The organism is Acidobacteriota bacterium (assembly GCA_020349885.1).
Classification (GTDB): domain Bacteria; phylum Acidobacteriota.
In genome coordinates this window covers 299,094-317,828 of sequence record CP070701.1, presented here as the reverse complement: position 1 = coordinate 317,828, position 18,735 = coordinate 299,094, and the positions used below count along the sequence as shown (strand labels likewise).

At 65.0% G+C, this 18,735-nt stretch carries 11 protein-coding genes; 2 read left to right on the top strand and 9 right to left on the bottom strand.

From position 1 onward, the window contains the following. Positions 1-5: 5 nt before the first annotated feature. From JSV08_01400 to JSV08_01385, 4 genes are all read right to left on the bottom strand, one after another. Positions 6-6,941 (bottom strand): hypothetical protein, encoded by a 6,936-nt coding sequence (locus JSV08_01400; GenBank protein ID UCF81106.1) that lies wholly within the window; start codon positions 6,939-6,941, stop codon positions 6-8. A 76-nt stretch (positions 6,942-7,017) separates the two neighbouring features. Next, positions 7,018-8,286: a hypothetical protein gene (locus JSV08_01395; GenBank protein ID UCF81105.1), complete on the bottom strand. Its 1,269-nt coding sequence runs from the start codon at positions 8,284-8,286 to the stop codon at positions 7,018-7,020. Between the two features lie 19 nt (positions 8,287-8,305). Then, positions 8,306-8,743 (bottom strand): hypothetical protein, encoded by a 438-nt coding sequence (locus tag JSV08_01390; protein ID UCF81104.1) that lies wholly within the window; start codon positions 8,741-8,743, stop codon positions 8,306-8,308. 14 nt (positions 8,744-8,757) lie between these two features. Continuing rightward, positions 8,758-9,921: a radical SAM protein gene (locus JSV08_01385; protein UCF81103.1), complete on the bottom strand. Its 1,164-nt coding sequence runs from the start codon at positions 9,919-9,921 to the stop codon at positions 8,758-8,760. 318 nt (positions 9,922-10,239) lie between these two features. On the opposite strand from JSV08_01385, the gene JSV08_01380 reads away from it, so the two are divergent. Continuing rightward, a complete protein-coding gene (locus JSV08_01380) occupies positions 10,240-11,151 on the top strand; it encodes a universal stress protein (GenBank protein ID UCF81102.1) in 912 nt (303 codons plus the stop codon). Between the two features lie 21 nt (positions 11,152-11,172). Here JSV08_01380 and JSV08_01375 read toward each other — a convergent pair whose 3' ends face one another. Genes JSV08_01375 through JSV08_01360 form a run of 4 tightly spaced genes read right to left on the bottom strand, consistent with a single transcriptional unit; the run spans position 11,173 to position 14,766 of the window. Beyond that, complete coding sequence (locus JSV08_01375) at positions 11,173-12,462, bottom strand: thiolase family protein (protein ID UCF81101.1); 1,290 nt, start codon at positions 12,460-12,462, stop codon at positions 11,173-11,175. Further along, positions 12,462-13,265, bottom strand: a complete 804-nt coding sequence (locus JSV08_01370) for an ABC transporter permease (protein ID UCF81100.1) — start codon at positions 13,263-13,265, stop codon at positions 12,462-12,464. The genes JSV08_01375 and JSV08_01370 overlap by 1 nt, the downstream gene beginning before the upstream one ends. Beyond that, positions 13,262-14,056, bottom strand: coding sequence for an ABC transporter ATP-binding protein (locus tag JSV08_01365; GenBank protein ID UCF81099.1), 795 nt, complete (start codon positions 14,054-14,056; stop codon positions 13,262-13,264). Before JSV08_01365 ends, JSV08_01370 begins: the two co-directional genes overlap by 4 nt. Beyond that, complete coding sequence (locus JSV08_01360) at positions 14,053-14,766, bottom strand: endonuclease III domain-containing protein (GenBank protein UCF81098.1); 714 nt, start codon at positions 14,764-14,766, stop codon at positions 14,053-14,055. Before JSV08_01360 ends, JSV08_01365 begins: the two co-directional genes overlap by 4 nt. Positions 14,767-14,855: 89 nt before the next feature. On the opposite strand from JSV08_01360, the gene mfd reads away from it, so the two are divergent. Continuing rightward, positions 14,856-18,356 (top strand): transcription-repair coupling factor, encoded by a 3,501-nt coding sequence (gene mfd / locus JSV08_01355; protein ID UCF81097.1) that lies wholly within the window; start codon positions 14,856-14,858, stop codon positions 18,354-18,356. A gap of 65 nt (positions 18,357-18,421) precedes the next feature. On the opposite strand, the gene JSV08_01350 is transcribed toward mfd, so the two are convergent. Beyond that, entirely contained in the window at positions 18,422-18,703 is a 282-nt protein-coding gene (locus JSV08_01350) for a hypothetical protein (GenBank protein ID UCF81096.1), read from the bottom strand. Positions 18,704-18,735 lie beyond the last annotated feature (32 nt).

The following is an 18,735-nucleotide window of genomic DNA, read 5'->3' as shown; positions in this document are numbered from 1 at the left end:
TGCGCCTACGGACAGATTGTTGTGGGAACTCGCTCCACGCCGTCCGAGTCGACGCCGAGAGGGCCTTCACCGTTTCCGTTCTCCGCGCTCACGAGGTAGAACCACGTCGCACCCGCCGGCGGACTCGCCGCTTCGTCGAACGAGTTCGACGGCAAGTCCGCCTGGTAGCAGTCACCGTAGTCCGGAAGAAGCGCCACGTCTCCACGATACAGGTTATAGACGGTCGCGGCGGCGTCCAGCTCCCACGTCAAGTTCGTCACGCTCGTGAAGATGAGCGGCGGCTCGCCGGGACCGGAGCATTCGCCGGGAGGAGACGGCGCGCCGCAGTCCTGCACCGGGCCGTGGCTGTCCGAGCCCTGGCACCCGTCGCCGTCCGTCACTATCACGCTGTAGGATGACGCGCCGTTTCCCGCCACGACAATCGTCCGCGTTTTCGCGCCCGTGTTCCAGAGATAGGCCAAGTAGCCCGCGCCCGCGTCGAGCGTAACGTTGTTCGGCGTCGGCACGCCGCACGCCGATTCGGTAATCACAGGCGTCGGCAGCGGGTTCACCGTCACTTCCTCGGGCGCCGACGTGCCAGAGCAGCCGTTTCCGTCCGTCACCGTCACCGCGTACGAGCCGCCCGTTGTTACGTTGATGGTCTGCGTCGTCGCCCCCGTGCTCCACGAGTAGCCCGACCACGCGCCTGCATCCAGCGTTACGCTTCCGCCCTCGCAGAAAGTCGTCGGGCCGTCCGGGGTTATCGTCGGCGTCGGACCGTCCACCGTTGTCGAGTCCGGGGCGGACCACCACGTGTACTCGCAATCGTTCGCTGCGCGGACGCGGTAACAGAAGACGCCCGGAACGGCTTTCGCCAGCGTGAGGAACGTATCGGACGTCGTGTAATCCGCCGTCCCGTCGCAATCCTCGTCCACGTCGTAGGTTGAAGCCGAAGCCGCGACGGTCCAGGTAACCGTGTAGGGCGTCCCGACGCATGCCGTCGGGGGACAGGAAATCGTTGGAACGTCGGGGGGCAAGGTGTAAACGCCGCCGCTGTCGAAAGAGCGTGACGACGTGCCTCCTCCCCAAACGATCATTTGCCCGTATTCGGGGGCCCACACGGCCGCATGGTTATACCGGGCCGACGGAGCACCCGCCGTAGGTAGGGATTTCCACGTGTCCGTGACGGGATCGTAACGGCTGCCGTCGTTGAATCTTTCGGAGCCCATGCTGCCGCCCCAGACGATCATTTCCTTCCCCGTCCAGATGCTTGAATGGCTGTCGCGTTCGGATGGAGCGCCAAACAGCTGCGTAGCGGCCCACGAATCCGAGGTTGGATCGTAACGTCCACCGCTGTTGAAGTGGTCGCTGGAATCGGAGCCGCCCCAGACGATCATCTCCGTGTCCGTCCAGACCGCCGTGTGGTAGTGTCGTCCCATCGGAGCGTCCACCAGAGTGACGGGCGTCCATGAGTCCGTCGAGGGATTGTAGCGCCCGCCGTCATTTTTGTAGCTAGGACTGCTGCCGTAGCCGCCCCAGACAATCATCTCCGTGCCCGTCCACACGGCGGTGTGACGAGCACGCGCACTCGGCGCGCCCGCCGTAGACATAGGTTGCCAGGTGTCTGTCGCCGGGTCGTACCGTCCACCCGTGTCCGTCAAACCCACCGTGTCGTATCCACCCCAAACGATCATCTCCGTCCCCGTCCAGACGGCGGAATGACTCAAACGTGCCGCCGGGGCACCCGCCGTAGACGTGGCTTGCCATGAGTCCGTGATTGGGTCGTACCGTCCGCCCGTGTCCACTTCGGTTGAACCGTCGTACCCGCCCCAGACGATCATCTCCGTTCCCGTCCATATGGTGGAATGACTCGAACGTGCCGAGGGAGCTCCTGATTCGGCAGTCTCGGTCCAAGAATCTGCTGCAGGATCATACCTTCCACCCGTGTCGAGGCGATTGCCTATACTGTATCCTCCCCACACGATCATCTCCGTGCCCGTCCACACGGCGCCGTCTATCCAACGCGGCTCGGGAACACCATAGCGGGGCATCTCAATCCAGGAATCCGTTGCGGGGTCGTAGTGCGCGCCGCTGTTCGAGCCCCCCCAGTCACCCGCCCAGACAATCATTTCCGTCCCCGTCCACACCGCCGTGTGGTCGGAGCGAATGGAAGGTGCGTTCGTCATGGTCGTGGCCGTCCAGGAGTCGGTCGCCGGATTGTAGCGCGCACCGTCGTTCCGTCGATAAGGCCAAGGCCCGGTATTGTTGTAACCGCCCCACACGATCATCTCCGTTCCGGACCAAACGACGCTGTGCCGCTCGCGCGCGAAGGGAGCGCCGGTCATGGTGGTCGCCGTCCACGTGTCGGTGGAAGGGTCATAGCGACCGCCCGTGTCCAGGAAACTTCCGTCGTAGCCGCCCCAGACGATCATTTCCGTCCCCGTCCAGACGGCCGTGTGCTTGTAGCGCCCGGTTGGAACACCCACGGTCGAGGTCGCCGTCCATGTGTCCGTGGCAGGGTTGTAGCGTCCGCCCGTGTCCAGGAAACTTCCGTCGTAGCCGCCCCAGACAACCATCTCCGTGCCGGTCCACACTGCCGTATGCTCGCGTCGGGAGGATGGCGCATTCGTCGTGGAAACAGGCGCCCAGGTATCCGTCGCAGGGTCGTATCGTCCTCCCGTGTCACCCGCTCCAGGACCGAATCCTCCCCAGATGATCATCTCCGTTCCGGTCCAGACGGCCGTGTGGTAGTAGCGAGCCGGAGGCGCGCCGACCGTGGACGTCGGGGTCCAAGTATCCGTGGAAGGATCGTACCGTGCTCCCGTGTCTAACCGACCACTTGCTCCCCCGTCTCCTCCCCAGACGATCATCTCCGAGCCCGTCCAGACGGCGGTGAAATCGGATCTTGGAGAGGGCGCTCCGATGAGAGACGTAGGCGTCCATGTTTTCGTGGAAGGGTCGTAGCGCCCGCCGGAGGAGTCCCCCGCCGCCCCCCAGACGATCATCTCCGAGCCCGTCCAAACCGCGGTGTGGCCGTAGCGCGGTGAGGGCGCGGAAACCTTCGTATCTTTCCAGCAGCCGCGGCCCGCACCGCAATTGGCGACGCACGTAAGCTGAACGTCGTAGCCCTTGCCGCTTCCGTACGCGCCTGCGGGCTCCAGCACGCGGACAAGGAAATCGCTCGTCTCGTCGGCCGTCCAAGTGATGAGCGACGCCAAGCCGCCGCCTCCGTTGTCGTCCGAGTCCACCAGCGTCACCCCGTCGGAGCGGTAGAGCTCGATGAGCGTATCGGCGCCGCCCGTAAGGTTGAGCGTTCGAATCTCGTAGGTCTTGGCCGCGTCCGCGGAAAAGCGCAGCCAGTCCTGGTCGCAGAGGGAGTGGCTTTGCGTCTCCCCCACGCTGAGAGACGACGCAAGCGGGGACGTGTCGTTCTCCTCGTAGCCGTCCTCCGGCGCGCAGGCGAACACGGTGAAGCCGCGGCACTCCGACCAACCGCTGTCGCAGTACCATGTGCCGTCCCCTATGGCTCGCACTCTCCAGAAATAGTCGCCGTCAGCGAGGGGAACGTCGGCACTTCCTTGGTTCACGCTCGTCGTCCCGCTCGCGGCGATGTCCGCGATGCACATGTCGTTGAACACCTGCCACTCGTAGCCGGTTTCGCCGAGCACATCGTACCACCGGAGGGGGACAGTGGAGGACGTAACGGTTACGCCGCTCGGGGGCGTTTGAAGCGACGGTGTCGGAAGCGGGACGCAGATTGCCGGGCAGTCCGGTGTATAGAGTCCCATCGAGTTCGTCGCAAGCGTTCCGCCCCATATGATCATTTCCGCGCCCGTCCAAGTGGCCGTGTGTTTAGAGCGAGGCACCGGCGCGTTCACGGTGGACGTTGGTGCCCAGCTGTCCGCGGAAGGGCTGTATTTGCCGCCCGTATCCGTTCCTCCGCCCCACACAATCGTTTCGCTGCCAGTCCATACTGCCGTATGGGAAGAGCGCGCCGAGGGAACTCCGACAAGCGAAGTTGGAGCCCATGAGTCTGTTGAAGGCTGGTACCGCCCTCCCGTATCCAGCGAGGCCGTTCCGTCGTATCCTCCCCATACGATCATCTCGTTTCCCGTCCACACGGCGGTGTGGTATTCGCGGGCCGTGGGTGCGCTTGCGGTCGAGGTCGCCATCCAGCTGTCCGTCGCCGGATCGTACCGTCCGCCGGTGTCGAGGTAGGCGGTGAGCGAGCATGTAGGAGGATCAGAACATCCAAAGCCACCCCAAACAATCATCTCCGTTCCCGTCCACACCGCCGTGTGGCGGTAGCGCGCCGACGGCGCGTCCGTCGTGCCCGTGGCCGTCCAGCTGTCCGTCGAAGGGTTGTAGCGTCCGCCGGTGTCGAGGTAGGCGGTGAGCAAGCATGTAGGAGGATCAGAACATCCAAAGCCACCCCAAACAATCATCTCCGTTCCCGTCCACACGGCGGTGTGGTAGTAGCGCGCGGACGGCGCGTTCGTGGTTGAGGTGCTCGTCCATGAATCCGAGAGCGGATCGTAGCATCCCCCATCATCTTTCGCTCCTCCCACGAGACCGCCGTATCCTCCCCACACGATCATTTCCGTCCCGGTCCAGACGGCGGTGTGAAAGCGCCTCATGGAGGGAGCGCCCGTGAGCGAGGTATCCAGCCAAACGTCGAGCGCAGGATCGTAGCGTCCGCCGGTGTTCGTAGAAGAAAGAGAGCTGCTACCTTTGCCTCCCCACACGATCATCTCGGCCCCCGTCCACACCGCAGTGTGGCTGTCTCGCGGTGAAGGACCGGTATTCACCATGGGAATCCACGTATCCGCCGAAGGGTCATACCGGCCGCCCGTGTGATAGGTGCGATTAAAACCTCCCGCGTAGTAGTATCCGCCCCAGACGATCATTTCTGAGCCCGTCCAGACGGCGGTATGCCGGGCACGGGCGTCGGGCGCGCCCGTCGGGGAGGTTATGTTCCATGCGTCCGTAACAGGATCGTAGCGGGCCCCGTCTCCGTGATACCAGACGTCACAGTAGCAGTCATAACTGTACGGACAGAACCCGCCCGCATAGATCCGGCCGCCCCACACGATCATTTCTGTCCCGGTCCAGACCGCCGTATGCTCCGAGCGGGGCGTCAAGGGAGCCGACAGCATAGAAGACCAACTGTTGGTGGAGGGATCGTACTTTCCTCCGGTCGAAGTCTCTCCGTAGGCGGGGAAGAATACGGGTTCTATGCATCCAAGCGTATCGTAGAGGTATTCAATGCCGCCGTAGACGACCATCTCCGAGCCGGTCCAGACCGCCGAGTGCTTGTAACGACCGGAAGGAACGCCCCCCATCGAGGTGGCCGTCCATGTATCCGTCGCAGGGTCGTAGAAGCCGCCGCTGTTGGAGGTGTTTACGTCCCAGCCGCCCCAGACGACCATCACGGGAGTGAGAATTCCGGAGGCCCAGACGGCTGTGTGCTCCTGTCGCGCAAGAGGGGCGCCGACAGTGGACGTCGCGGTCCACGAGTCCGTCGCGGGATTGTACCGCCCGCCGTCGTCAAAGAAGCCAGGTGCATCGTCATCGCCTCCCCAGACAATCATCTCCGTCCCTGTCCAGACGGCCGTGTGGTAGCGGCGGCCCGAAGGCGCACCCGTCGTCGTGGTCGCGGTCCACGTGTCCGCGATTGGGTCGTACCGTCCGCCCGTGTTGAAATAAGTGACGTTGGTCTGTCCTCCCCACACGATCATCTCCGTTCCCGTCCATATGGCGGTGTGCCGTGCCCGTGCCGATGGCGCGCTCGCCGTCGAGGTCGCCGACCACGTATCAGTCGACGGGTCGTAGCGCACTCCGGTATCAAAAGTACACCCAAGTCCGCAATACCCTCCTCCCCAGACTACCATTTCCGAGCCGGTCCACACGGCCGTGTGATCATCCCTGGCCGCAATCCCCAGCGTGTTCACCCACGAGTCCGGCGTGCAAGGATCGGAGGTCGGGAGCGGGGAGAGCGAGGGTAAAGGCTCCCAGGGAGAGTCAAGAGTTGAGGAGCTTTGAAGTTGCGAAGTTGAGGGCTCGGATGGCTCGGCGTAAAACTCCCCAACTCCTAAGCTCTCAACCCCTAACTCGCCAACTTGTTTATCAAACCACTCCTCGTAGGGGCGCTTGCGAATGAGGATGGATTCAACGTCCAGTTCAGAAGGTTCAGAAGGCAGAAGCCGCTCAATGGCAAACCCTGACTCCGTCTCACGCATCCGGGGCGCCCGTTCCGTTCCTTTCAATTCCTCGCGCCGCCGTGCGAGTTCGTCCGGCTCAATTTCGACGGTGTTCCCACCGCGTCCCTGAGGAGCGTCCCGCCGCCCTTCGTGACGGCCTTCGGCCTCCTCAGGAAAACGGCGGGACGCGTCACGAAGGGCGCGCAACGCCGTTTGAAGATGCTCCGCCCCATGCACCCTCGCCGTCGCCTCCATCTGTCCGCCCTTCATCAGGCGTGCCTCGTCCAGGATGCGCTCCGCCTTCTCCCGCTCCGGGCGATGAAACTCCGCGTCTCCCCGGTACAGCGCCCGCGTCATCTTCTCCGCCAGGATGGGGCGCACCAATATTTCTTTGACGAGGTAGGCGTTGTTGTCCAGCGCCGCGAAAAGTTCCTTCAAAACGCCCGGTGCCTTCGTCGAGCGGCAGATTCGCTCAAGCTCCCGCTGGAGACGCTCCTCGTCCAAAGCATAGCTCCTTCCCCGCTGCGCCTGCTCCTCCACGAGGGCGCTTTGAAGAAGATGTTTTTCAACCTTGTTCGCCAGCGTTTCCCGAGAAAGGGTCTCCTCAAAAGGCGGCTTCGCGCCGGTGCGGTGGTTGTAATAGACGCGCTCGATTCTCTCCTGGTAGTAAAGGCGCTCCTCGAAAGAAAGCTCTGCCCCCGATGCCCATACGGACGGCACCCAAGCGAGAGCGGCTGCCAGCCATAGAACGCGTATCCTCAAAATTACACCTTCCGTGTGCGGAGGGTAATTTGTGCTCCTTGGAATGTCCGATTCTAATCCTTTATGTGCGGTTAAGTCAAGTCGCGGCGGGTGCGCGGTAGGGCTCCGGGTCGCGCGAGTCGGCCTTGACCTCGCGGGGGCGCAGCTGGGGGGCGAAGTAGAGCCTGGCCCCGAAGCGCATGACCGCGAGCTTCGTCCGGTACCAGTAGTAGCCCGGCGCGCGGTCGGCGAGATAGGCGGCGTCCTCGGGATTGACGATGATGCTCACCTCGATGTTCGGGGCCATGCCGATGGGGATGCCGTTTCGCCGGCAAGCATCGAACATGTGCTTCATCACCACCTGCATGTCCTCGTAGCGCGGCGGCGGGACGCTCTCCATGTCGGCGCCGACGGTGGGCCGGAAGATGCACACCGTGGGAAAGGCCCCCACCCCCGTGATGTAGTCGATCGCCTTGAGCGTGTCCTCGATGGGCTCGACGCCCGTGATGATTTCCCCCGAGACGGTGCCCTTGCCGAGCTTTTTAGCCGTGTACTCCATCGCCCTGAAAAACTTTTTCTGGCCGATGAGCTTTTCCTTGCCCGGCAGGTACCTGGCGAAGTACTCGGGATTGTGGAACTCGTAGCAGAAGGAGAAATGGTCGGTGCCCAGGTCGATGAGCCAGTCGTATTTCCACAGGTTGCTCGTGGGCGAAACCTGAACCCCCGTGAGCAGGCCGACCTTCTCCTTGACCGTCTTGACGTAGGGCGCGGCCTTCTCTAAGTCGGTGTCGTCGGGGTGGAAGCCGGCGTTGAAATGCACGAACGTGATGTCGGACTCGTCCTTCGCCGCCTGGCAGACCTCGGCCACCTCGTCCTTGTCCTTATCCGCCACCTCGTTGACCCCCACGTTCGCGCCCGTGGTGCAGAACTGGCAGTTGAGCGGCGTCGGGTAGTACCAGAAGCCGCAGGAGTTGTCGATGTAGATGCCGAGGTAGGTGCCCTGGAGAACGCCGATGCGGCACATGTCGTGGCCGCGGCTCGTCTTCGCCGTGTACCAGCGCGGCTCGTGCGGGATGCGAACCGCGTAGGAGGGGCCGCGCTCGTCGAGGATGGCGTACTCGCCGCCGCGCTTGACGAGGAGGTAGGGCGAGACCTGGGCGAAATCCTCCTCGACGGGGGTGTTCACCCAGACGTCCTTCATGGTTCCTTGCCCGGGGATTACGAGTTCGAGCCCGCTGCCGAGGCCCGCGCGCGTGCGGGCGAAAAGGCGCGCGTCTTCCTCCAATGTGCATGAAGGGTCGATACGCAGTCCCTTGCAAAACAGGTCGATTTCAAGCTCGCATGGATTCAGTGTCTCTAGGCTCATCTTGTTTCCTGTTTCCTGATTACTCCGGCACCTCGAACGGGACGCCGCGCATCCATCCGGCCGGACGCTTGTCCACGGCGAACCCGCTTTCGGAGTATTCGAACCAGGCCGCGACGTCCGACCCCGACGTCTTCTCCGGGCGAAAAACGCAGCAGCCGTACGCGAAGCGGTCGCGGCTGTGCGGGAGGAGGCTACTCTTGTAGAAAAACGCGACCATGCGCTTCTGCCCCTTGTGGCGGAAAAACTTCAAGCGCGCGCGGTTGGGAAGGTCGTTCACGGTGTTCTCGAACGAGATGTCAAGCCCCGCCGTGTCCGTATGGAAACGCGGGCGCACGGGGCGGCCAAGCGCCGTCTCGAAAAGTTCATTAAAGAAAGGCTCTTCCTTCGCAAGGGCCTGGACGTGGGCCCTGAGCGCGTGGTCGCTACCGGTGGCCGCGCTGGCCTGCTGTGCGGTCATCGTGATGGTTCTCTCTACGCCCGCTGCTGGGCGACGTCGGAAGCACGCTGCCTCCTGGGCACATAGATACAGTAAGGCTCTTCATCCATGAAACTTCCGCTCTCGTAAAACGCGCGGGCGCGGCAGCCCATGCAGACTTTTTTGAACTCGCAGATGCCGCACTTGCCCTCGAGGCCGTCGTCGTTGCGGAGCATGGCAAAGACGGGGGAATTTTCCCAAATATCCTTGAAACGTTGTTTTCGAATGTTCCCGCAGGAGACGGGCAGGTAACCGCATGGGAACACGTCGCCCTCGTGCGAGATGAAGCAAACGGCCGTCCCGGCGAGGCAGCCCTTGGTGAGGGCGTCCATGCCGTGGGTTTGCGGGGTAATTTTTCGGCCTTCCTTCTTGGCTTCCTCGCGCATGATGCGGTAGTAGTGCGGAGCGCACACGGCCTTGCAGTGGAGCTTCTTCTCCATGGACTTTCGATAAAGCCACCGGAGCACTTCCTCGTAGGTTTCCGCGTCGAGCACGTTGCTCTCGGCTATCTGTACGCCGCACCCGACGGGCACGAGCATGAAAAAGTGGAGGGAGTCGGCCCCCATCTCGAGCGCCAGGCGGTAGAACTCCTCGAGCTGGTGCACGTTGTGCTTGGTGACGGTCGTGTTGACCTGTATGCTTATCCCCTGCTCCTTGACGCGGCGGAGGCCTTCGAGCGCCGCCTTGAGCGAGCCCGGCTGCCGCCGGAAATCGTCGTGGGTCTTCTCGTCCGTTCCGTCGAGGGAGATGCTCACGCGCTGGATCCCGGAGGCCGAAATTTTCTTCGCCATCTCCCGGTCGATGAGCGTCCCGTTCGTTGCGAGCGCAACGGCGAGCCCCTTTCCGCAGGCGTAGGATGCGATGTCGAAGATATCCGGGCGGAAGAGGGGCTCGCCGCCGGAAAGCACCAAAATAGGGGTTCCGACCTCGCGGACCGAGTCGACCAGCCGGAGCGACTCCTCCGTGGTGAGGTCGGTCTTCATGAGTTCCTTCGCCACGTCGAGGCGACGGCAATGGACGCACTCGAGGTTACAACCGGCGGTCGTCTCCCAGAAGACGAGGCGCAGCTCGTGCGCCAGGTTTTTCGCGTAACGAGCCGCGAGCGCCGCGGCGTCCGGATGATTCCGCAGCGCCTCCGCTGTCTCCTTTATATTGGACATATCGCTTCCTACGCCTTAATATAAGCGAACGTTCTCTATAAACAGAGATAACGCCGCCTTAATTCATATTATGCTTTTCAGGGGTAATTGTCAACAGTGAGAGTCGGGATGTGCTCACGCGGCAGGCTCGCTTCGGCGCGCCCGAAAGCGGGCATGGGGACGCTTTCATCGCACGTGCGCGCCGGGCCTGGCAAGAATCGCCTCGTTGTGTGCTAAGATTTTGAAGATGAGAACGTTCGACAACCACGGCATTCAGCACATACACGGCTCGGGGTGCGCGCGCGTGCACCGGAAGCCGCAAGCAAAGAAGGCGTAACCATGAAAATCCAAACCATTGTCGTCCCTACCGACTTTCGACAAAATTTCCGAAGAGTTCTCCCTTATATCGCCCAGCTTGCGAACGTGAGGCGCGCAAAAATCCACCTCCTCCATGTGGTAGAGGCCTCGTGGGCGCCCGGCAAGGAGAGCGTGCTCATGAAGCGCCCGATCCGCGACGCACTCGTCGAGTCCGCCAACGACCGCATCCGCCGCCTGATATCCAAGGACCAGGCGAGGCGCCACGGCCTGGACGTTACGCGGCACGTAACGGTCGGCGTTCCCGCCGGGGCCATTCTGGATTACGCGAGGGCGAAGCGGGCGGCCCTTATCGTGATGGGCACTCATGGGGCCTCCCAAGTGGCCCGCGTGTTCGCGCTGGGCGGCGTGACGGGCAAGGTGCTCGCCGCCTCCACGAAACCGGTGCTGGTTTTACCCCACATTATTCTCAGGAGAGCCGCCATACGGCGCGTTCTTTGTCCCACCGATTTTTCCCCCACCGCCAACAAGGCGTTCCGGGCGGCCGTGGCCATGGCCCGGTCGCTGGGCGCGGAGCTCCACGTCCTTCACGTCCAGGACACCTATACCTACGGTTATCCGGAAGACGAGGAGGCCGCATGGGTCCTGAAGCGCATCAAGGGCATGATGCGAAAGAGGGCGAAGAAGCATTTCGACGGCGTGCTGAAAAGGGCGAGCCGCCTGGACATCTGCTGCCGGGTCACGGAAGACCCGTTCACCAGCAGGGGCATCGCCCGCTACGCCAAGCGGGCCAGGATCGACCTCGTCGTCATGGGAACACGCGGCGAGTCCAACCTGCCGAAGAAGATTCTCGGGTCGAACACCGAGCGCCTGGCGTGGCTCTCCCCCTGCCCCCTGCTTGCGATTCCCGCGGGACGCGGCAAGAGCGGGCGGTAGGTGCGAGCGAGCAGGCGCCGGTTATTTCCTCTCTAACAGAAGCGCCCCGCCCTGGCCCCCGCCGACGCAGAGGGCGGCGAGGCCGAGCGCCCGCCGCCGCCGCTTCATCTCGAGCGCGAGCGTGAGCACCAGGCGCGCGCCGCTCGCCCCCACGGGATGCCCCAGGGCTATGGCGCCCCCCTTGGGGTTTAGGCGCTCGCGGTTCAGCTCGCCCGGGGCGCCGTCGAGGCCGTAGCGCTTCGCGAGCGACGCGGAGGAGGACACGCGCTCGCAGGCTATCGCCTGGGCCGCGAAGGCCTCGTTCAGCTCCACCAGCTCGACGTCCGCGAGCCGGACGCCGGTCTGTTTAAGAAGCTTCTGTACAACGAACACGGGGCCCAGTCCCATGCGCGCCGGGTCGCACCCCGCGTACGCGTAAGCGCGGACGAAGCCCAGGGGACGGTAGCCGAGCGCCCGGGCCTTGTCCTCGCGCATGACGAGAAGCGCCGCGGCGCCGTCGCTGACCTGCGAGGAATTGCCGGCCGTCACGGTGCCGAACTTCCGGTCGAACACGGGCTCCAGCTTGGCGAGGGCCTCCGGCGTCTGGTCGCGGCGGATTCCGGTGTCGAAAGAAACGGCGTCGTGGCTCGGTGCCGGGTAGAGCGTCATCACCTCGTCCCGGAAGCGCCCTTCGTCCCAGGCCCGGGCGGCGCGGCGGTGGCTCTCGAGCGCGAAGGCGTCCTGCTCCTCGCGCGATATTTTCAGCTCCTTGGCGAGAAGCTCGGCCGTCTCTCCCATGCCGAGTCCCGAGACGGGGTCCGTGAGGCAACACCGCAGGGCCTCGACGGGTGAGAGTAAGTCCTTGGGGCGAAAGGAAAAGACGGCGGCGAATTTTTGGGAAAAAATTTTCGCACGGCCGAGAGCCATGAATTTGCGCTGCGCCGCCTTGGAAAACTGGAGCGGAACGTTGCTCATGGACTCGACTCCGCCCGCGATGAGGCATGACGCCTGTCCCGTTTGAATCTTCTCGCACGCCGACGTGAGCGCCTGCAGTCCGGAGGCGCAGTTGCGCGCCACGGTGTAGGCGGGAACGCTCCTTGGAATGCCGGCTTCGAGCGCCGCGACGCGCGCGACGTTTACGGCCTCGGCCGGCTGCGACACGCAGCCCAGGATGACCTCGTCAACCTCCTTCGGACTCAGGTCGGCGCGGTCGACGATTTCCCGAATCACCAGGCGCGCGAGCTCCCGCGCCGCAACGCCGTCGAGGGCCGTCCATGCCTTGACGAACGGCGTGCGCACGCCCGCGACAACGGCCGCGGCGCCCTGCGACATCAATACTGCACCAGCGTGCCGTTCCGGCGCGCCAGGTCCACGGCGCGTCCGAACGCGACCACGCCGAGAGGAAGGAGCACCAGGCAGAATCCGGCGAGGACGAGCAGGCTGGGCGCAATCTCCGAGAGGGTTTTTCCCAGAAGCAGGCTTCCCCGCATGGCGTCGAGCGCGTAGGTAAGCGGCACGACCTTCGCCACGGGCTCGAGCCAGGAGGGAAGCACCTGCGCGGGGAAGAAGACGCCGCCGAACAGCGCCGAGAAGGCCGTAATCAGCATGTTGATGGGATCGCCGCGCTTGAACACGATGATGAAGGAGGCCGAGAGCATGCCGAGCGCCACGGCGCAGCCGACCGTGAGGACGAGCGCCAGGGCGAAGCCCACGAGGCCGGAGGCGTGGAGCGGCATGTCGAAGAACGCGGCCGCGATCGCCACGTAGAGGATGACCCCGAAAGAGCTCATGAGGAAATCCCACGCCAGGGTGCCCACGACGAGCATCCGCATCGAGAGCGGCGTGGCGAGGAGCGCCTCCAGCGTTCCCGTGAGCTGCTCGGCGCGCAGCTTTCTCGAGAATCCTCCGAGCGCGGTCTGAAGGTAGCCCATCGCCGCGATGCCCAGGAGGACGTAAGGAAAATAGTCGACCGTCTCGCCGCTTCCGGGAAGGGTCACGTCCTTGCCGAGGAAGCGTGAGATGAAGAACCAGAGCGTGACCAGGAAAAGTATCCCGACGAAATTCAGGGCGAAGGCGAAGCGGTAGGACGCGTCGTTGAGGAAATCGCGCTTGAGGAAGGCCGTCAAAGCTCTCAAGAGTGCTCCTCCCTCGAAAGCATGTGCTCGAGCGCTTCTTCCATGGTGCGCGGCGCCGGCCCGGAGCCCTCGCCGCCCGCTGCGAGGAACTCTTTCGAAGTTCCCCGCCAGGTGAAGCGGCCCCGGTCGAGGACGTGGATGCGGCGGGCCAGGCGGAGGTCGCGCGCGGTGTGCGTGGCGAAGAAGACCGTCAGACTCTCCTCGCGCGAGATTCTTTCCAGCAGCTCCAGAAAGCGCGCGGCCGAGTCGGCGTCGAGGCTTCGCGTGGGCTCGTCGAGCAGGAGCAGGCGGGGGCGGTGAAGGAGAGCGCGCGCGAGCCCCATGCGCTGCTGGACTCCCGAGGAAAGGCTTCTAAACGGCCGGTCCAGGTGCTCGCCGACGTCGAGCATCCCGGAAACCTCTTCCACGCGCGCCGCGGCGGCGCCCCCGCGGAGGTCGTAGAGGGCCGCGAAGAATTGCAAATTCTGGCGCGCCGTGAGGCGCCAGTAGAAGGAGCGTTCCTGGGAGCCCATGAAGCCGATGCGCCGCTTCGCCTCCACCGGCTCTTTTAAGACGTCGAAGCCGCCGACGCGGGCGCTCCCGGAGGCCGGAAGCACGAGGCCGGCGAGAATCTTGAGAAGCGTCGTCTTGCCGGCGCTGTTCCGACCGACGACGGCCGCGGTCTCCCCCTCGCGCACCTCGAACGATACGCCGCCGAGCGCGACGTGCTTGACGGGTGCGGAAAAAAAATCGCCCACGTACCGGAGCGAGACGCTGCGGTACACCATGCGCAGCTCGTGCACCTCGATCACGGCACTCGCTCCTTGTGGATGGGCGTGAAAGGGCTCAGGGGGCACGCCCCGCACCGCGGCGCGCGCGGGCGGCACCATGTCTTGCCCACGTTGACAAGCAGGGCGTGGAATTCGTTGTAGAGCCGGGCCGAGCGCGGAAGGCGCGCCTCCAGAAAGAAGCGAAGCTCGTCGTAGGAAAGGCCCAGGACGGGAAAGCCGTGGCGCGCGAGAACGCGGCGCGTGTAGGCGTCCACCACCAGGACGCGCTTCCCGGCGGCGTAGAGAAGAATGGAGTCGGCGGTTTCGGGGCCGATGCCGTCGAGCGAGAGGAGCTCGCGGCGAAGCGCCCCTAAGGGTCGCCTGTACCAGCGCTCCAGGTCCCCGCCGTGGCGCTCCATGGCATGCCGGAGGAAATGCTTGAGGCGCCGGGCCTTCTGGCGGAAATAGCCCGAGGGGCGCACCCACTGCGCCAGGCGCGCCTGCGGCGTCGCGTGGAGCATTTCGAGTGAGCGGCGCATGTTTTTCGTCAGGACGCCGGCGCGCTTGAGGTTCGAGAGGGCGCGCTCGACGTTCGTCCACGCCGTGTTCTGCGTGAGGATGGCCCCGATGGAAATCTCGAGCGCCCCGTCGCCCGGCCACCATCCCTGGGGCCCGAGCGCGCGAAGGAGCGCGCTATGCATGCGGAAAATCTTTCCCCGGCTCGTCGAGGGTTTTCTTCGGTGCACAAGCATAGTTTACAGGCGGGAGGGAAAAAAATAAAACGCCGGAAATTTCGCTGTTTTAATTCGCCAACGCTTCCGGGACGCCGTAGAATAAAACCATGCTTCCCGCTTCCGTATTGAACCGCCTCCGAAGGCGCGCGCCGACGCTTCTTTTGGGCGCGGTCGAGGGCGCGAAGGCGTTCCTTTTGGCCGAGGCGCAGCGCCTGCTGGGCGCTCCCGTCGTCGCGGTCGTTCCGGACAACGACGCGCTCCATCGCCTTTCGGAGAATCTGCGGGCCTACGCGCCGCGGGAAATCCTTCTGAAATTCCCGGCGCTCACGGGCAATCCCTTCAAGGGCGAGGCGCCGCACGCGCGCCTTTTGCACGAGCGGGCGGCGGCGCTCGGAGCGCTCGCCTCGGGCGAGGATTTTTCATTTCTCGTCGCGGCCGCGCCGGCCGCCGCGATGCGGCTCGCGCCGTTTGCGGTCTTCGACGAGGCTGCCATGGCACTTCGGCCGGACGGCGCGATGAGCCTCGAGGAGTTTCTGCGCCAGCTCGAAGCCGCGGGCTACCTGCACGCCGACCGCGTCGTCGAGCCGGGAGAGTTCTCACATCGCGGCGGCGTCGTGGACGTGTTCCCGCCGTTTGCCCCGCAGCCCTCGGCGGGCGAGCCCCTCCGCGTGGAGTTCTTCGGCGACCGGATCGAGTCGCTCCGGCGGTTCGACCCGGCCACGCAGCGCTCCGCGGGACCCGTCGAGCGCGCGCTGGTGACGTGCGAGAGCGAGATCGTCCTGAGCGACGCCGCCGCCCGCCGCTGGCGCGACGCCGCGCTGGCGCGCGGCGCCTCGCAGGATGCAGCGGAGCGCACGGCCCGCGGGCTCGAGCGCCGGGACCGTTTTCCCGGAATCGAGTTCCACGCCGCGTGGCTTTACGAAAACACCTCGTCGCTCGAAGCGCTCCTTCGGGGCCGGTTCGAGCCCGACGAGATGCTCCTCGCGGCGGACGAGCCGCCCCTCTGCCGCAGCGGCGTCCGCCGCGCGCGCGCGTCGTACGCCGCCATGGCCGCGGCTAGCGGGGAGACGGCCGCCCCGGGCGCGGAGGAGATTTTCCTGGAAGAATTGCCACTCCTCGACTCCCCGCACGTCTCGCTGCACGAGCTTCCCCAGCCCCCGGCCCCTCTTCCGCAGGGAGAGGAGAGAGAGGAAGGCCGCGTCGTCTCGCTTCAAACCGCGAAGCCGCCCCGCTTCGACGGCAACCTGGAGATGCTCGCGGAATACTTGCAAGAAATCCTCCAGCCGACAGGCCCAGAGCGGCAGGAAGGCCGCCGCGTCGTGCTGGGCGTCTCGTCGCTCGGGCGGGGGCGCAGGCTTGCCGACTCGCTTGCGCAGGTAAAAACCCCGCGTGCCGGCGGCCTCGACGTCGAATACCGGCCCGAGATTTCTCTGGAAACCTTTCACGAGACGGCGCCCACTATCGGAAAGCTTCCGGTGCTCGACGGCTTCGAGTGGCCGGAAAACAATCTTTTCATCCTGGCGGAGTCGGACATGTTCGAAGAGGCGCGCCTTCTGGCCCCCTCGAAGCCGGCGCACGCGGCGGCGGCGTCCGTCGCCGAGGTGTTTTCGGAAGGACTGCGGGGACTCGCCGAAGGCGACTACGTCGTGCACGCCGACCACGGCGTGGGGAAATTCGCGGCGCTCCGCACGCTGCGGACGGACGGCTACGACGTGGAATGCCTGGAAGTGCAGTACGAGGACGGGAAAATCTACGTTCCCCTGGAGCGCCTCGGCGTCGTGGAGAAATTCGCCTCGAAGGACGCGTTTCCCCCGCCCTCGCTCGCCCGCCTGGGAAGCGCCTCATGGAAACGCCTGCGCACGCGCATGGAGCGCTCGATGGCGAGTCTGGCGGGCGAACTCCTGGCGCTCAGCGCAAAGCGCGCAAGCCGCCCGGGACATGCGTTCCCTCCCGACACGTCGGCGCAGCGCGACTTTGAAGAAACCTTTCCCTTCGAGCTTACGCCCGGCCAGGCGCGCGCCGTGGAGGAGGTCAAGCGCGACCTGGAATCGCCGCATCCGATGGACCGGCTCCTCGTGGGCGACGTGGGGTTCGGGAAAACCGAAGTGGCGGCCCGCGCCGCCTTCAAGGTCGTCTCGGCCGGCAAGCAGGCCGCGCTCCTCGCGCCCACGACGGTGCTCTCCGAGCAACACATGCTCACGTTTCGGGAGCGCTTTCGCGGGCTTCCCGTCCGCATCGCGCACCTGAGCCGCCTCCAGGACGCCGGCGAGCAGAAAAAAATCGCCGCCGAGCTTTCCGAGGGGAAGGTGGATATCGTCATCGGCACGCACCGGCTCCTCTCGAAGGACGTGCGCTTCGCCGGCCTTGGTCTCGTGGTGCTGGACGAGGAGCAGCGCTTCGGCGTCGCGCAGAAGGAAAAAATCAAGCAATGGCGCGAGACGGTGGACGTGCTCTCGATGAGCGCGACGCCCGTGCCCCGTACTCTCCAGATGGCGCTCGGCGGCATCCGCGACATGAGCCTCATCGAGACGCCGCCTCCGAACCGCCTCGCCGTCCACACCATCGTCCTGCCCTTCGACGAGGACGTGGTGCGGAGCGCCGTGGAGCGCGAGCTGCGGCGCGGCGGCCAGGTGTACTACGTCCACAACGACACGGCGACCCTCTCCTACCACGCGAAGCTCGTCGAGCGCCTCGTCCCGCGCGCCCGCACCGTGTCGCTCCACGGCCAGATGCCGCCGCGCCGGATCGAGCGGACCCTCATCGATTTTCTCGCGCGCCGCTACGACGTCCTCGCGGCGACGAGCATCGTGGAAAACGGCGTGGACATCGCGTCGGTGAACACGCTGGTCGTCACGAACGCCCACGCGTTCGGCCTCGCCGACCTCTACCAGCTGCGGGGGCGCGTGGGGCGCTCCGACGTGCGCGCCTACGCGTATCTGTTCGTCCCGACGGACGCGGCGCTCACGGATGAGGCGCGCGAGCGGCTGCGCGCCCTGCAGGAGTTTTCCTTCCTCGGCGCGGGCTTTCAGCTCGCGGCGAGGGACCTCGAGATTCGCGGCGCCGGCAACCTGCTCGGCCACGAGCAGTCGGGGCACATCGAAGCCGTGGGATTCGGCATGTACCTGAAGCTCCTGGAGCAGAAAATAAAGGAGCTGAAGGGCGAGGCCGTCGAGCACGAGGCGGAGCCCACGCTGCGCTTCGCGGAGCCGGCGCGCGTTCCCGAAAGCTACGTGCCGGAGATGGCGGAGCGGTTCCGGCTCTACCGCCGCCTGGTGGAAGCCCGCGGGGCGGAAAGCGCGCAGCGGATTCTCGACGAGACAGAGGACCTATACGGGCCCGCGCCAGAAGAGGCGCGCCGCCTTTTCGAGGCGGCGGGGTTGAGAATGCTGGCGCGGCGCCTGCAGATGGAAAAGATCGAGGAGCGCCGGCGAAGCCTCTTCTTTACCTTCCATGCCGCCGCGCGCGTGGACGGGCGCCGCTTGGCCGCGTTCCTGAAAGCCAACCAAGCGGCGTCGCGCACGCCCTCGGGCCAGATTCGCGTGGATATCCCCTCGGAAGAATATTCGCCCATGGACGTGGCAAGGAAAGTGCTGGAAGCGCTTCTGTAGGGGCGCCGCCGCGTGGGCGCCATGTTGCTTTGTCGGGATTCGGGCGGCCACCCGGGGCCGCCCCCCTAATCTATCTCTTCTTCCTCGTCGTATTCTTCCTCCTCTTCCTCCTCCTCGTCTTCTTCTTCCCCTTCTCCCTCCGTCAGGGCGAGGTCGTTTTCCACGTCCAACCGGTCGCAAATCCCCGCATAGATCTTCAAAAGGGCGTCCATCTGGCCGCGCAGCCCTTCGATGCGCTCCTTGACCCCTGCAAGTATCTCCGCCACCTGGCGCTCAAGCGAGAGGTATTCCTTCCGGGTGCGCTCGTGGAGCTCCTCGTAGTAGCGGCGCTGCTTGTCGTCCAGCATGCGCCCATTCTACTATGCCGCAGGCGCACAAG

What these genes read in the sequence shown, in the direction of transcription:
- JSV08_01395 (UCF81105.1), bottom strand. Translation starts at nt 8,286, where the DNA reads ATGAGCCTAGAGACACTGAATCCATGCGAGCTTGAAATCGACCTGTTT.
- JSV08_01390 (UCF81104.1), bottom strand. Translation starts at nt 8,743, where the DNA reads ATGACCGCACAGCAGGCCAGCGCGGCCACCGGTAGCGACCACGCGCTC.
- JSV08_01385 (UCF81103.1), bottom strand. Translation starts at nt 9,921, where the DNA reads ATGTCCAATATAAAGGAGACAGCGGAGGCGCTGCGGAATCATCCGGAC.
- JSV08_01380 (UCF81102.1), top strand. Translation starts at nt 10,240, where the DNA reads ATGAAAATCCAAACCATTGTCGTCCCTACCGACTTTCGACAAAATTTC.
- JSV08_01375 (UCF81101.1), bottom strand. Translation starts at nt 12,462, where the DNA reads ATGTCGCAGGGCGCCGCGGCCGTTGTCGCGGGCGTGCGCACGCCGTTC.
- JSV08_01360 (UCF81098.1), bottom strand. Translation starts at nt 14,766, where the DNA reads ATGCTTGTGCACCGAAGAAAACCCTCGACGAGCCGGGGAAAGATTTTC.
- mfd (UCF81097.1), top strand. Translation starts at nt 14,856, where the DNA reads ATGCTTCCCGCTTCCGTATTGAACCGCCTCCGAAGGCGCGCGCCGACG.
- JSV08_01350 (UCF81096.1), bottom strand. Translation starts at nt 18,703, where the DNA reads ATGCTGGACGACAAGCAGCGCCGCTACTACGAGGAGCTCCACGAGCGC.